The sequence below is a fragment of the Chondromyces apiculatus DSM 436 genome, assembly GCF_000601485.1.
GTDB classification, from domain to species: Bacteria; Myxococcota_A; Polyangia; order Polyangiales; family Polyangiaceae; genus Chondromyces; species Chondromyces apiculatus.
This window is the reverse complement of the sequence record NZ_ASRX01000022.1, coordinates 92059-105229: the sequence shown is the minus strand read 5'-3', so window position 1 is coordinate 105229 and position 13171 is coordinate 92059. Positions and strand designations below refer to the sequence as shown.

Annotated in this window: 12 protein-coding genes; 3 read left to right on the top strand and 9 right to left on the bottom strand. The window is 68.5% G+C overall.

Annotated features, from left to right (window positions below; all coding sequences use genetic code 11):
- Positions 1 to 2: 2 nt before the first annotated feature.
- Together CAP_RS16345 and CAP_RS16340 are read left to right on the top strand one after the other, a co-directional pair.
- Positions 3 to 905, top strand: coding sequence for a DNA-methyltransferase (locus tag CAP_RS16345; RefSeq protein ID WP_052375380.1), 903 nt, complete (start codon positions 3 to 5; stop codon positions 903 to 905).
- 103 nt (positions 906 to 1008) lie between these two features.
- Complete coding sequence (locus CAP_RS16340; RefSeq protein ID WP_052375379.1) at positions 1009 to 1530, top strand: hypothetical protein; 522 nt, start codon at positions 1009 to 1011, stop codon at positions 1528 to 1530.
- 26 nt (positions 1531 to 1556) lie between these two features.
- On the opposite strand, the gene CAP_RS16335 is transcribed toward CAP_RS16340, so the two are convergent.
- The 9 genes from CAP_RS16335 to CAP_RS16295 form a co-directional block, all read right to left on the bottom strand.
- Positions 1557 to 2162: an L-threonylcarbamoyladenylate synthase gene (locus CAP_RS16335; protein ID WP_081864945.1), complete on the bottom strand. Its 606-nt coding sequence runs from the start codon at positions 2160 to 2162 to the stop codon at positions 1557 to 1559.
- A 26-nt stretch (positions 2163 to 2188) separates the two neighbouring features.
- Positions 2189 to 3130, bottom strand: coding sequence for an ATP synthase F1 subunit gamma (gene atpG, locus CAP_RS16330; protein WP_044241605.1), 942 nt, complete (start codon positions 3128 to 3130; stop codon positions 2189 to 2191).
- Between the two features lie 3 nt (positions 3131 to 3133).
- Positions 3134 to 5059, bottom strand: coding sequence for a F0F1 ATP synthase subunit alpha (atpA, locus tag CAP_RS44760; protein ID WP_081864944.1), 1926 nt, complete (start codon positions 5057 to 5059; stop codon positions 3134 to 3136).
- Positions 5060 to 5094: 35 nt separating this feature from the next.
- Positions 5095 to 5637: a F0F1 ATP synthase subunit delta gene (locus CAP_RS16320; RefSeq protein ID WP_044241604.1), complete on the bottom strand. Its 543-nt coding sequence runs from the start codon at positions 5635 to 5637 to the stop codon at positions 5095 to 5097.
- Complete coding sequence (locus CAP_RS16315; RefSeq protein ID WP_044241603.1) at positions 5634 to 6710, bottom strand: F0F1 ATP synthase subunit B; 1077 nt, start codon at positions 6708 to 6710, stop codon at positions 5634 to 5636. The genes CAP_RS16320 and CAP_RS16315 overlap by 4 nt, the downstream gene beginning before the upstream one ends.
- Positions 6707 to 7177 carry a F0F1 ATP synthase subunit B gene (locus CAP_RS16310; RefSeq protein ID WP_231511515.1) on the bottom strand — a complete coding sequence of 157 codons (471 nt, stop codon included), beginning with the start codon at positions 7175 to 7177 and terminating at the stop codon, positions 6707 to 6709. The genes CAP_RS16315 and CAP_RS16310 overlap by 4 nt, the downstream gene beginning before the upstream one ends.
- A gap of 279 nt (positions 7178 to 7456) precedes the next feature.
- Entirely contained in the window at positions 7457 to 9043 is a 1587-nt protein-coding gene (locus tag CAP_RS16305) for a hypothetical protein (protein ID WP_044241602.1), read from the bottom strand.
- Between the two features lie 100 nt (positions 9044 to 9143).
- The gene (gene miaE, locus CAP_RS16300; protein ID WP_044241601.1) at positions 9144 to 9767 is read right to left on the bottom strand and encodes a tRNA isopentenyl-2-thiomethyl-A-37 hydroxylase MiaE; all 624 of its coding nucleotides are present in this window, start codon (positions 9765 to 9767) and stop codon (positions 9144 to 9146) included.
- Between the two features lie 100 nt (positions 9768 to 9867).
- Positions 9868 to 10878, bottom strand: a complete 1011-nt coding sequence (locus CAP_RS16295; protein WP_231511514.1) for a hypothetical protein — start codon at positions 10876 to 10878, stop codon at positions 9868 to 9870.
- A 959-nt stretch (positions 10879 to 11837) separates the two neighbouring features.
- Here CAP_RS16295 and dnaA point away from each other — a divergent pair.
- The gene (gene dnaA, locus CAP_RS16290; RefSeq protein WP_231511513.1) at positions 11838 to 13157 is read left to right on the top strand and encodes a chromosomal replication initiator protein DnaA; all 1320 of its coding nucleotides are present in this window, start codon (positions 11838 to 11840) and stop codon (positions 13155 to 13157) included.
- The last annotated feature ends 14 nt before the right edge of the window (positions 13158 to 13171 follow it).

Here is a 13171-nt window from a genome sequence, read left to right as displayed (position 1 = left end):
TGATGGCGGCGGGTTCTCTTTTCGGTCCCGAGGGCACGGGGGTGCTCGAAGGTGACTGCCTCGAGCTCACCGGGCAGATTCCAGATGCCTCGGTGCACCTGATCCTGAGCGACATCCCCTACGGGATCGGCGCGGATGCGTGGGACGTGCTCCACGAGAACACCAACTCGGCGCTCCTCGGCGCGAGCCCGGCACAGCAGCGGGCGGGGGCGGTGTTCCGGCGGCGTGGCAAGCCGATCAACGGGTGGAGCGAGGCCGATGGCGAGATCCCCCGGGCGTACCAGGACTTCTGCGCGCGCTGGGCTGGTGAGTGGCTGCGGATGCTCAAGCCAGGGGGGTCGGCCCTCGTGTTCGCGGGGCGGCGGTTCGCGCCGCGCTGCGTGGCGGCGCTGGAAGACGCGGGGTTCAACTTCCGCGACATGCTCGCCTGGGTGCGACCTCAGGCCGTGCACCGAGCCCAGCGCCTCAGCGTGGTGCTGACACGGCGGGGCGATGAGGCGCGTGCGCAGCAGTGGGAGGGGTGGCGCCTCGGAAACCTGCGGCCGACCTTCGAGCCCATCCTGTGGTGCTTCAAGCCGTATCGGATCACCATCGCGGACAACGTGATCGACCACGAGGTGGGGGCCTACCACGAGGAGGCGTTCCGTCGCGCCTTCGGCAGCGCAGACAACGTGATCATGTGCGGGCTGGAGCAAGGCGAGGGTGGGGAGCATCCGACCCAGAAGCCAGTGCGCCTGCTCAAGGGGCTCATCGAGCTCACCACGCTGCCGGGACACGTGGTCCTGGATCCGTTCGCCGGCAGCGGCTCCACGGCGGTGGCAGCACAGGAGACCGGACGCCGGTACCTGGCCATCGAACGAGACCCGGCGTACTGCGAGGCCATCCGGCGGCGACTCCGGCGGTGAGCGTGCAGCCCGCAGCGGCGCACCCAGCAGCGGCGCACCCAGCAGCGATGCAGCGCACAGCGGTGGGTGGACGAGCGTGCCGGGAGAGGCTAACCGATCATGCATGAAGGGCTGGTGGCTCGGGTTGCTCCTTGCTGTGGCGCTCCCCGCGTGCTCCGAGCGGGGCGGGGGTCGCTCTCAACGTGTCGAGGTCCGGCCCATCGGTCCCTCGTCGGTGCAGCTCGTTCCAGCGGCAGGCCAGCTTCCGTACTGCCTTGCCTTCACGGTGTCGGAACTTGGCACCATCCGGCAGCTCACCATGGCGCCCAGCCGGCAAGCGGTGCCCTGCAGCGCCGACACGCCGATCAGCGGGCTGACCTTCCGGATCCCCGCCGAGGAGGGGAAGGTGCAGATCCTGGTGGTGTTTTCGGACCAGCCCGTGAAAGCGGATCCGATCGCTGCCCAGGTCTTCGAGTTCGCCTCGGCCAAGCGCCAGATCACACCGTTCGATCTACGCGTCCCTGGCAAGGTCGTGCTCGAGTCGGTGGAGTTCACGCCATCGAGCGATCCCTCACCTGACGCCGTCGAGGGCGACACGGTGACCCGCGACGCCGGGATCCCAGACGACGCCTCCACGCCTCCGTAGCCAGGGGACGCTACCTCCCGCGCTCGTCAGACCAGCTCGTCGGTGGGTCCTGCGCCCTGGCGCACGATGTGGACGCGGCCTTCGCTGAGGTCCACCACGGTCGTGGGCACCATGCCGCCGCCGCCGGCATCCAGCACGAGCCCGAGCCCCTTGAAGCGCTGGTCGACCTCGGCAGGATCCACCAGGGGGTCTTCGCCGACCGGAGCGGCGGTGGTGCTGATCAGGGGCCTGCCCAGGGCCTGGACGAGCGCCACGGGCACCGGGTGCGCCGGGACGCGGATCCCGACGGTCTTCTGCTTGAGGTGCAGGTACTTCGGCACCTCGCGCGTCGCCGGCAGGATGAAGGTGTACGGCCCGGGCAAGAAACGCTTGAGGAGGCGGTAGGTGTGGTTCTCGACGATGGCGTAGCGAGAGATGTCGCTGAGGTCGGGGCAGATGAACGCCAGCGCCTTGTCTTTGCGCATGCCCTTGAGCTGGTAAATGCGCTCGATGGCCTGCTTGTTGAGGATGTCGCAGCCCAGACCGTACACCGTGTCGGTGGGGTAGCCGATGATCTCCCCGCGCTCGAGCATCTCGACAGCGCGGGCGATCTTCCTGGGCTCAGGGTGGGTTGGATTGAGCGGCAACAGCACGGGGATTTGGGTCTGAAGGACGGACCTCAGTCCTTCAACGCTTCGCTTCCGCCGATGATCTCCATCAGCTCCTTGGTGATCGCGGCCTGACGGGCCTTGTTGAACTTCAGCGTCAGCCCATCGATCATCTCGGTGGCGTTCTTGGTCGCTGAGTCCATGGCGGTCATGCGGGCGCCGAGCTCGCTGGCCGTGGACTCGTAGAGAGCGCGCAGCACCGAGACCTCGACGTACATGGGGGCGAGCTGCTCGAGCAGCGCCTCCTTGTTCGGCTCGAAGAGGAACTCGGCGGCAACCTCGGCCTGCGCGGTCCCCTCCGATGCACCGAGCGGCGCGGCGGGTGCCCCGGCGGGGAGCAGCCGCTCGACGGTGACGTTCTGGGTCATGGCGCTCTTGAACTCGTTGTAGACGAGGTAGATGGCGTCCACGTCACCGCGAAGGAACGGCTGAAGGACCTGGGTCCCCACCCGCTTCGCGGACTCCAGGTTCAGCTTGTCCCAGACCCCGGGGAGATACTCGAGGATGGGCGCGCCTCGGCGCGTGAAGTAGTCACGCCCCTTGCGGCCGATCAGCATGAGCTGAACGTCCTGCCCCTGATCCTTCCGCTCGCGCCACTCGCGCTCGGCCCGCTTGTTGATGTTGGTGTTGAAGGCGCCGCACAGACCGCGATCGCTGGTGAGCACCACCATCAGCACGCGCTGCTCGGGCCGTCGCACGAGCAGCGGGTGCGCCGGCTTCTCGATAGAGCCTTCGCCGGGGCGCGCAGCCTCGACCTCGGCGCCAGCCCGCTCGACTTCGCGGGTGATCTGCGAGAGCACCTCCTGAACCTTGACGGCATACGGCCGCAGCTCGGTGATGCGCGTCTGGGCGCGGTTCAGCCGGGCACCCGCCACCATCTTCATGGCGCGGGTGATCTTCTGCGTGGACTTGACGCTCGTGATCCGATTACGGATGGCCTTGAGGCTGGGCACTGACTACTTCCCCTTCTTCGCCGCCTTCTGGGGGGGCGCCTCGTCCTCTTCTTCGTCCTCGTCCTCGTCCTCGTCCTCGTCGGCGTCATCCTCGTCATCGGCGTCGTCGGCCACAGCCGCAGCAGCCGTCTTGCTGCCCGCAGTCTGCTGCGCCTCGCCCCCGATGAACTTCTTCTTGAAGGCCTTGATGGCCTCGTTGATGCGCGTCTTCAGGTCGTCGTCGATCGCCTTCTTGTCGGCGATGTCCTTGAAGATCTGCGGGTGCTTCTGCTCGATGAAGGCGAACAGCTCGGACTCGAAGCGGCTGAGCGCGGACACCGGCTGGTCGTCGAGGAAGCCGTTGACGCCTGCATACACGATGAGCACCTGCTTCTCGACCGAGAGCGGCACGTACTGGCCCTGCTTCAGGATCTCGACCATGCGCGCGCCGCGCTCGAGCTGGGCGCGGGTCTTGGCGTCGAGGTCCGAGGCGAACTGCGCGAACGCGGCCATCGCGCGGTACTGGGCGAGGTCGAGGCGCAGGGTGCCGGCGACCGACTTCATCGCCTTGGTCTGGGCGTTACCGCCGACGCGGCTCACGGAGATGCCGACGTTGATGGCCGGGCGGACGCCCGAGAAGAAGAGGTCGGCTTCGAGGAAGATCTGCCCGTCCGTGATGCTGATGACGTTGGTCGGGATGTAGGCCGACACGTCACCTGCCTGCGTCTCGATGATCGGCAGCGCCGTGAGCGAACCGCCGGAGTGCGGCTCCTTGATGATCTCGTAGTCGCTCGCCTTCGCCTTGTCGGAGAGCTGCTGCTCGAGCTTCTTGATCTCGTCCTTCTTCTCGTCCTTGTGCGCGCGCTCGAGCCTCTCGGCGGCGTCCTTGTCGATGAGGGCGTAGAGCGACGCCCGCGCCTCGGGCATCCCGTGCGCGCCGATGTGCGCCTTGTCGTCGACGCCGCGGTAGTTGAGATCTCCGCCCTCGATCTTCGTGCCCTTCTTCACCACGTAGAAGATGTCGGCCATCTTCGCCGCGCGCTCGAGGAGGCGCGAGTGGAGGTAGAACACGTCACCCGGGTAAGCCTCGCGGCCCGGCGGCCGGCGGAGCAGCAGCGAGAGCTGGCGGTACGCGACGGCCTGCTTCGACAGGTCGTCGTAGATGCAGAGCGCGTGGCGGCCGCTGTCGCGGAAGAATTCGGCCAGGGTGACGCCGGTGTACGGCGCGATGTACTGGAGGGGCGCCGTCTCGCTCGCCGTCGCGGCGACCACGGTCGTGTACTCCATGGCCCCCTGGCTCTCCAGGCGATCCACCACCTGCCGCACCGTCGACAGCTTCTGGCCGATGGCGACGTAGACGCAGAAGACGCCCTTGCCCTTCTGGTTGATGATCGCGTCGATCGCGACGGCCGTCTTGCCGGTCTGGCGGTCGCCGATGATCAGCTCGCGCTGGCCGCGGCCGATGGGGATCATCGCGTCGATGGCCTTGATGCCCGTCTGCATCGGCTCGGTGACGGGCTGACGCTGGATGATGCCGGGCGCCTTGAGCTCCACGCGGCGCCGCAGGGTGCTGTCGAGGGGGCCCTTGCCGTCGATGGGGATGCCGAGCGCGTTCACCACGCGGCCCACGGTCTGCTCGCCGACCGTCACCTCCATGATGCGGCCGGTGCGCCGGACCTGGTCACCCTCCTTGATGATGCTGGTATCGCCGAAGAGGGCGGCGCCGACGTTGTCCTGCTCAAGGTTCAGCACGAGCCCCATCAGGGTCGTCCCGTCGCCCCCGGTGAACTCGATCAGCTCACCGGCCATGGCGCGGGTGAGGCCGTGGACGCGGGCGATACCGTCGCCGACCGTCAACACGGTCCCCGTCTCGCTGACCAGCGCGGTCTTGTCGATGTTCTGGATCTGCTTCTTGATGATCTGTGAGATCTCTTCGGCGCGGAGCTGCATTCGGGATCCTCGGTGGGAGGGCTGTTACGTAAACTTCAGGTTCGGAGCAGGGACTCGCGGAAGCTCGACAGGCGAGCGCGGACGCTGCCGTCGATCACCTGATCGCCGATCTTGGTGACCACGCCGGCGATGAGTGAGGGGTCCTGCTTGTGGGTGATGGCGACCTTCTTTCCGGTCGCCTTCTCGATCTCCGCCCGGAGCCGGGCGAGGTAGGCCTCGTTGAGTGGCCCGGCGCTGGTCACCACGGCCCGCACCACGCCCTGATCCTCGTCGGCCAGGCGGGAGAGCTGCCGGGCGATGGCAGGGAGCGCGGGGAGCCGCCGCCGCTGGCCGAGGAGGCGCAGCGCGCGCAGCGTCGTATCCGACAGGCTCATGCGGGTGCCCAGATCCGCGAGGAGCGCTTCGCGCTGGGCCTCGGGCAGGAGCGGGTTGTCGAGCACGAACCGCAGCTCCTCGTTCTCAGCGTACGTGGCGCTGAACTCGCCGAGGTCCTGGGTCAAGCGGGGCAGCGTCCCCGTCTCCTTGCCGATCTCGAAGATGGCGCGCGCGTAGCGCCGCGCGATGCTGTCGTAGCTCATAGGGTCGCTCCCTGCGACTTGCCTTCGCGGTCCTTGACCTGACCACCCGTGGGGCCGAGCGCCACGGGCAGCGCACCGAGGTACTCCTCGGCGAGGCGCTGCTGGTCCGTGGACGAGACCTGGGTGCGGATGATCTGCTCGGCGGCCGTCACCGCGCCGCGCACGGCCTCCGCGAGGAGCTGCGCGCGCGCTTCCTTGAGCTCCTGATCGATCCGGAAGGCCGCGTCGCGCTTCATGCGCGCCCGGCGCTCCTCCAGCTCGACGAGGAGGTTCTTTCGCTCGGCTTCCGCCTGGGCCGCGTAGTCGGTCTTCAGCGTCTCCAGGCGCTCGTCGAGGTGCGCGAGCTTGTCCTCGTAGTCGCCGAGCCGGCGCTCTGCCTCCTGCTTCAGGCGGGACGCCGTGTCGATGTCCTGCATGATCACCTGCCGGCGCTTGACCAGCGCCTCGCGGAGCGGCTTGCGGCCGAAGACGTACAGGACGCTGGCGAGCACCCCGAAGTTGATCATCGACGCCAGGAAAGGCGGCGGCTCGTTCTTCGGATCGCAGGGATCGAGCTTGTTGTTGTAACGCCACAGCAGGTGGTTGAGGAACCCGTCCTTCTGGGCTGCCTCGTTGTTCACCGCGAGGATGCCGCGCCACCAGTTGACGTGGTGGGGCGCGTCCATCGGACCGTGACCAGGGCAGTGCTCCGGACGCGGCGCCGGTGCGGCGGCCGGCGGGGCGACGGCGCGTCCCCCGAGACCAGGCTGCGGGAGAGGACGCCCGGGGAGCTGGCGACCGGGGAGCTGGCGCCCACCCGGGAGCTGCTGGCCCGGCAAACCCCGGCCAGGCGGGAGTTGCTGCCCACCGGGACCGATGGGGCGACCCGGCGGGAGCCCGGGCACGGGCCGCACGGGGACGCCTTCAGGCTGCTGGGCATTCGCGGGGTTCTGTCCGAGGGGCACCATGGGAGGGTGACCTGGCGGCAAGCCCTGGTTCGGGTCCGCCGGAGGACGCGGCTGCTGGGCGCCCGCCACCGCGGACACCAGCATCGCTGCCACACACACCCTGACAGCAAGACGACGCGGGCTCATGAGCGCACCTCCCGACCGAGCACGCGGGAAGCGATCTCCGCGGCCAGCTCGGGCTGGGCCTCGGCGAGCTCCTTGCGCATCTGAGCGACCTCCGAAGCGATGCGGGCCTTGCCCTCCGCGAGGAACCGGGCCGTCTCCTCGCGGGCCTCGGCGAGGATCTTCGCCTCCAGGACGGCCGCCTCGCGGCGGAGCCGCTCGCGCTCCTGCCCTGCCTCCTGCTGGATCTTCTCCAGCTCGCGCTCGTAACGAGACAGGAGGGCGCCGGCCTCCTCATCCATCTTTCGAGCCTCGGCCTTGGCTCCATCGATGCGCCGCTCTCGCTCCTCGAAGACCCGCACCAGCGGATCGAAGAGGAGGGGCTTCAGCAGCAGGATGAAGAAGGTGAAGAGAACCAGCTGCGCCAGAAACGTCAGATCGAAATCGACGGAAATGGCGCCGGAGGCGAGAGGAGGGAGGATGCGGTTCACTGGCATAGGGTCGGCGACGGGCGCCGCTGACGTTGCGAGCGCGGTGCGTGGGCTCCCCGGGAGGAGCTTTTCAGGCGCCGGCACTACCATGTGAAAGGCAAAGGCGGAAGTCTCTTCGGTCCTGAGCGGCAGGCCCCGGACCATGCCGGCGGACGCCCGGAGCTATCACCTGGAGACGTGGCTCCCCCGCGCACTCGACGGACCGGCCAGCGTGGCTCGGGTCTACCCGTCCGGACCTCGATCCCGTGGGGTTGAGATGCCTCCAGGGAGGCCGGATGGTCACCCCAGCTCGGACAGGTGGGCAAGCAGGAGAGAGAGGCCCTCCTCCAGGTCTGCCGCCGAGGGGGCCAGCCGCGGGGCGGCCGGCGCGAGCAGGCCTGGTGCCGAGGGGAAGACACTGTCTTCATCGCGGATGGCCTCTGCGGCGCGGGGGTTCCGGAACCAGTCGTCGTCGAACCGGTCGATGAGCTGGCGCCTGTCGCGCACGGCGAGCAGCGCTCCGAGCAGCGGGAGCGAGGCGCCGGGGCTCAGGTCGGGGACGATCCCGGCGAGCACGCCAGGGATGGGGGCGCCGATCGCCTGCCGGGTCTCCTCCTCGAAGTGACCCGTCGCTTCACGGCGAGGGAGCAGCAACGGATGCCCGGGTAGCCCGACCCGTCGCCCATGCAAGAGCCGCATCCGTGCCGCATCGAGGCGGAGGGTGAGGAGTTGCGCCCGGGCCACGATGCGCGCCTGGTCACGGGCCCGCCCCCCGCCGAGGCCGAGCACGCGCGCGTAGAACACGGGGTCGGCCGGCAACCCTGCGAACAGCGCAGCACGCCGGGCGCGCCGCAGATCGAACGGCACACGCACCAGCGCGAACGGTGCCGAACGCGGCGCCGACGCCTCCGCGAGCGCAGCCCCGAAGCGGCCCAGGGCGCGCGCGAACGAACTCGCACCCCAGGCGCGAGGGAGCGGCCCGAGATCGAGCGTCAGACCCTCGGCCACCCCTCCGGGTCGGAAGAGATCTTCCACCCAGCGCCGGGTCAGGCGCGCAGGCCAACCGTCCGCCGCGTCGCGGGCCACGGCGCGATCGAGGGCCACCTCCCAGGAGCGCGCTGGCTCCACGAGCGCAGCCGAGCGTTCGAGCAAGGAGGCCGCGATGTGCAGCGCGGCCTCGGGTGGATCGCAGGGGAGATCCAGGGGCGCTGCCGCCGGGTCCACGCCGAGCACCCTCGCCGCTTCGTCGCGCCGCTCTGCCTCGACCCGCGCGGCTTCGGCGATGGACAGAGCCGCCTCCACGAGCGCGTCGGCCCAGGACCGACGCGCATCGGCCCGTGTCGCTCCCAGCAGCCCGAGCAGCGCCTCGCGCGCCGACACCATCGCCGTGGCCTTCCCGCGGGCCGGCCCACCTTGCGACCCCGCGGAGCGCACCGCGCCTGCGTCGATGGACGCCACGGGCGCGTGCCACGCCTCCGCGAGCCGCAGCCGATCGTCGAAGAGCACCCGCTCCAGCGTGAGGTGCTGGACCCACCCGGCGAGCGCCTGCGAGAGCGGATCCGGGGCAAGCATGGCGTCAGCGAGAGAGATGGGCGTGGCCCCATCGGCGCCGAGGATGGGGACAGCCGCGCTCCCTGGCAGACCGAACGCTGCTCCGATCCCTTCGTCGCGGCGCGCGAGCGTCAGGAAGGTCGCTCTGGAGCTGACCCTCCGGAATGGCGTGAGGGGGTTTCCGATCTCCGCGAGCGACGTGTCCGCGTCCGGCTCCACCCCGAGCAGCTCCGCCAGTGCCGCGGGCCCCCCACGCCGGAGCGCGCGGACCGTGTCGCGCCACCTCGCCACGGCCCGCGCCACCTCCTGATCGAGCTGCGCTGCCTTCGCGTCCATGACCCCTCTTCTTCCCCTGACTTCCGTCTGACGACCTTCCTCTACCTCACCCCGATCGCCGCGGCGATCGGCCCCGAGACGACCACCTCGATCCCCTCACCTAGCCGTGGATGGCAGGCGCAGCCCCCAGTCGCGCCGCGATCTCCCCCTCGGCCCGCGCCAGCTCCCCGAGCCGTGCGCGCGCCGCCGCGCCGTCGCCACGCACGTCCGCCGCCAGGTCCGTGAAGGTGCGGTAGTGCCTGGCCTCCGAGACGAAGAGGTCCTCGTAAAGCGGCGCGAGTTCGTGCTGCCGTGCGCTCAGCGCGTCTGCGAGGAGCCGGAACCGCTCGCAGGAGCGGGCCTCGATGAGCGCCCCGATGAGGAGCCGGTCCGACATCGCCTCGCGGGCGTTCCGGCCACCCTTGTTCCCGGCGATCTTCCGGAGCTCGGCCGCGTAGGCGTCGACCTCCGGGGGGCCGATGGGAATGTCGCGGCGCCCCAGCTCATCGAGCAAGGCCCGGTAGTGGCGCAGCTCCTCCTCCGCGACCTCCACGAGCGTCCGCAGCACGCGAGCGCCCACGGACGCTTCGGGCCCGACCAGCACCGAGGCGCAGCGGGTACCGAGAGAGAGCGCGTTGGAAGCGGCCTTCATCTCGCAGTGGGCATGATCGGTGAGCAGCGCCGGCAGATCAGCCAGCGCGATCTCGGCCCACCGCGGGTCGGTTCGGGTAGTCAGGCAGAGCACGCCCCTTCCACCTACGGCAGGCAGACCCCGGAGAGAAGAGGAGGGTTACGCTCGCTCCAAGTTCACGCGGCAGAGGGGACGCGCGTCCCCTCGTGGAGCCTCAGAGTTCCGCGGGCGACCGGGTCAGCCCGGCCGCATCGAGGTGGTAGCTCAGACCGATGAAGATCGTGGTGGCGCCCGGATCGGCCAGGGCGCGCCGCACGGAACCCTCGATGGCGAACTCGTTCCCCACGTAGCCGAGTCCCCCCGAGAGGGAGTGCTCACCGGCGCCTTGGTCGAACCGGTATCCCAGCCGGATGGGGACGTGGTTACCCACGAGGTACTCGCCCCCGACCATCAGCCGCATGCTCGTGCTCAGGTAGGAGCTGAAGTCGGCGAGCGCATCGGCCTCGATGGAGAAGTCCGTCGTTCCGATACCCACCCCGCCTCCGACGGTGGTGGGCAGCAGCCCGTTGCCCGGGTACGTCAGGTTCTGACCCACCGCAGACAGGTAGACCGAGTCGCTGACCTTGAGGACCAACCCTGCGTCGAAGGAGAACTCGTCGACGATCGGCAGGTAGCCGCCGTCGGTGTCGTCCGGATCGCGCAAACCGCCCGAGGCTGCACTTTCTCCGAGACCACCCGCGCTGCCCGCGCCGAGCGTCCCCTCCTGGTAGATCCTGGCGTACTTGCCCGTCAGACCGATGAAGAGGCGCTCGGTGATCGGGTACGCGAGGGCGAGGCGGGCGTCGAGGAACGACCGGTCGAAGCCATCGCCGTCGATGAACCCTCCGACCACGGCGATGCTCCCTGCGAGCCTGCCGGTGACGGAGTCGGAGACCACGCCTCCATAGACCTGCCTCCTCGCCTCGGGGCTCACCTGCGCGAGCCCCTCGACGTGGTAGACGCGCGTCTCCGCCATCGCGGCGGGGTTGAGGAAGATCGCCGACGTCGAGTTGCCGAGCGATCGCAGAGCACCGCCCATACCGGCAGCGCGCGGCGTCTCATTCTCACCATAGGCGTACGCAAGCTGCGGAGTAATCGGGGTCGGGTCCGCGGCAGCGCGACGTGGCGCCGCAGCAATCACGACCCCGATCGACAGCACCAGGGAGGCCCAGCGCGCAGAGCACATGAAACACCTCACCGCAAGGCCTCGAAGCGCATGAGCCGGCCATAGCGATTGTCACCGGGATGGGACAAGTTTTCGGATGCTCCTGCCCGAATCGTTCCTGGATGAGGCCTCCGCCACTCTCTGAGCGAAAGTTGCACCTGCTGCGGGACGTCCGGAAAAACACCCATTGGGGCTTCGGATCGGCGTTGATTTTCGCAATCCTCGGGGAGATGCCTGCTTACTTGCCTCTTGACCATCAGAATCAGCGAAGTTTGTCGCGAAAACCTCGGACGCGCTGCAAAATCGCCGCGCAGCGTCGTCGGTTTGGGAGACCGGGCGCGATCTGACAGGGCGGCCCTGACGTGAAGGGCTCTACACACCTCCTCTTCTTCTCGTCAAAACCGAGCAGTTTCAAGGGACTACGGAGACTTCACACGTTGGGGATGGACGCCCGGACCGACCCGGTGCTACGTCCGAAAGCGTCCCATGGGCGGTCGACACCGCGCCAAGGACTCGGTGGATCTCCAGGGGAGAACCTCACGAGGGGGGCACCAGCTTGGGTCAAATGGCGCCACGGATGTGAGCGCAAGGTGAAACCACACCCCCGGCTCACGCCAGGTGACAGGTGACGAGATTGTAGGGGTATCCACCTTGGAGCTGGGAGTTTCGCCCCGCTCGGGGCAATGACACGAAGGCCTCACGCGGACTGTTGAAAAGTCGGCAGGCGCCTCGGAAACAGTCAGAATTACTGCTGGGTAATCCGGCAGTTGCAGGGTCCTTTCCTGACGGGAACCCCTGTGGAAAAACTGGGGAAGCAATACACTGAGCTTCCCCGGTTTTGTCTTTGTCGTTGGTATTGCGGAGCGGAATTTCAGGCAGCGATGACGATTCCGAAGCACGACGTACGCGAGATCTTCGACCGGGCGATTGAGCATACGCGGAGGCTATCGCCCGCCACATTCGACCAATGGTTTGGCGGGGTGCAATTCGATGATCTGACCGATGGCGTCCTCAGCTTGCGTGTGCAGAACGAGTTCGTCCTCGAGTGGGTGAGGGACAATTTCCTCCCCACCCTGACCGAGAAGATCCGCGAGCTCACCGGGTGGTCCATCCAGGTCGCGTGGACGCTGGACTCGGGGCTCGCCACGCCCATCGCGCAGCGCACCGAGGTGGCTCCCGTGCGACCCCGGCCCATCGCGGTCCGCCTCGTCTCTCCTCCCATCTCGGGCCCGCCCTCACCCCGCCTGGAGATCGTCCGCCGCATGCCGCCTCCGGACGAGATGAACCCGAAGCACACCTTCGCGAACTTCGTGGTGGGGCCATCCAACCAGCTCGCGCATGCCGCCGCGGTCGCGGCGGCGGGCGGCGGCGGGCGACGGTACAACCCGCTCTTCATCTGTGGCGGCACCGGTCTCGGCAAGACGCACCTCGTGCATGCCATCGCCCACCGCGTCTACGAGGAGCGGCCCGAAGCGCGCATCATCTACGTGTCGGCAGAGCGGTTCACGAACGACTTCATCACGGCCATCCAGCACCACCGGATGGACGAGTTCCGCACGAAGTACCGGCAGAGCTGTGATCTGCTGCTCGTCGACGACATCCAGTTCCTCGCCGGGCGCGAGCAGACGCAGGAAGAGTTCTTCCACACGTTCAACGCCCTCCATGCCCTCGATCGCCAGATCGTGGTCACCAGCGACAAGTATCCCCAGAATCTCGAGCGCATGGAGGAGCGGCTCGTGTCGCGCTTCTCCTGGGGCCTCGTCGCGGACATCCAGGTCCCCGAGCTGGAGACCCGGGTCGCCATCGTGCGCAACAAGGCGGCGCAAGAGGGGATCGCGCTCACCGACGATGTGGCCCTCTACCTGGGCCAGATGATCCGCTCGAACGTTCGAGAGCTCGAAGGGACCCTCATCCGCCTGGCTGCGAAGAGCTCCCTCACCGGGCGCCCCGTGGATCTGGCGTTCGCGCGCGCCGAGATCACCGCGACATCTCCGCCTCGTGCGCAGACGGTGAGCGTGGAGGACATCCAGCGCGCCGTGTGCCACCACTTCCACCTGCGCTCGACCGATCTCACCTCCAAGGATCGGCACAAGAGCGTGGCGTTCGCCCGTCACGTGGCGATGTACCTGTGCAAGCAACGCCTGAAGTGCAGCTTCCCGGAGATCGGGCGCGCCTTCGGCAACCGCGATCACACCACCGTGATGAGCGCGGTCCGCAAAATCGAAGCCCAGCGCGACTCCGACCCCCAGGTGCGCGCTCACCTCGAAGCCCTCGAAAAGAAGCTCGCCGCCGAGGAGTGAGCGGTGTCGACGTG

What these genes read in the sequence shown, in the direction of transcription:
- CAP_RS16340 (WP_052375379.1), top strand. Translation starts at nt 1,009, where the DNA reads ATGAAGGGCTGGTGGCTCGGGTTGCTCCTTGCTGTGGCGCTCCCCGCG.
- CAP_RS16320 (WP_044241604.1), bottom strand. Translation starts at nt 5,637, where the DNA reads ATGAGCTACGACAGCATCGCGCGGCGCTACGCGCGCGCCATCTTCGAG.
- CAP_RS16315 (WP_044241603.1), bottom strand. Translation starts at nt 6,710, where the DNA reads ATGAGCCCGCGTCGTCTTGCTGTCAGGGTGTGTGTGGCAGCGATGCTG.
- CAP_RS16295 (WP_231511514.1), bottom strand. Translation starts at nt 10,878, where the DNA reads ATGTGCTCTGCGCGCTGGGCCTCCCTGGTGCTGTCGATCGGGGTCGTG.
- CAP_RS16305 (WP_044241602.1), bottom strand. Translation starts at nt 9,043, where the DNA reads ATGGACGCGAAGGCAGCGCAGCTCGATCAGGAGGTGGCGCGGGCCGTG.
- CAP_RS16345 (WP_052375380.1), top strand. Translation starts at nt 3, where the DNA reads ATGGCGGCGGGTTCTCTTTTCGGTCCCGAGGGCACGGGGGTGCTCGAA.
- atpA (WP_081864944.1), bottom strand. Translation starts at nt 5,059, where the DNA reads ATGCAGCTCCGCGCCGAAGAGATCTCACAGATCATCAAGAAGCAGATC.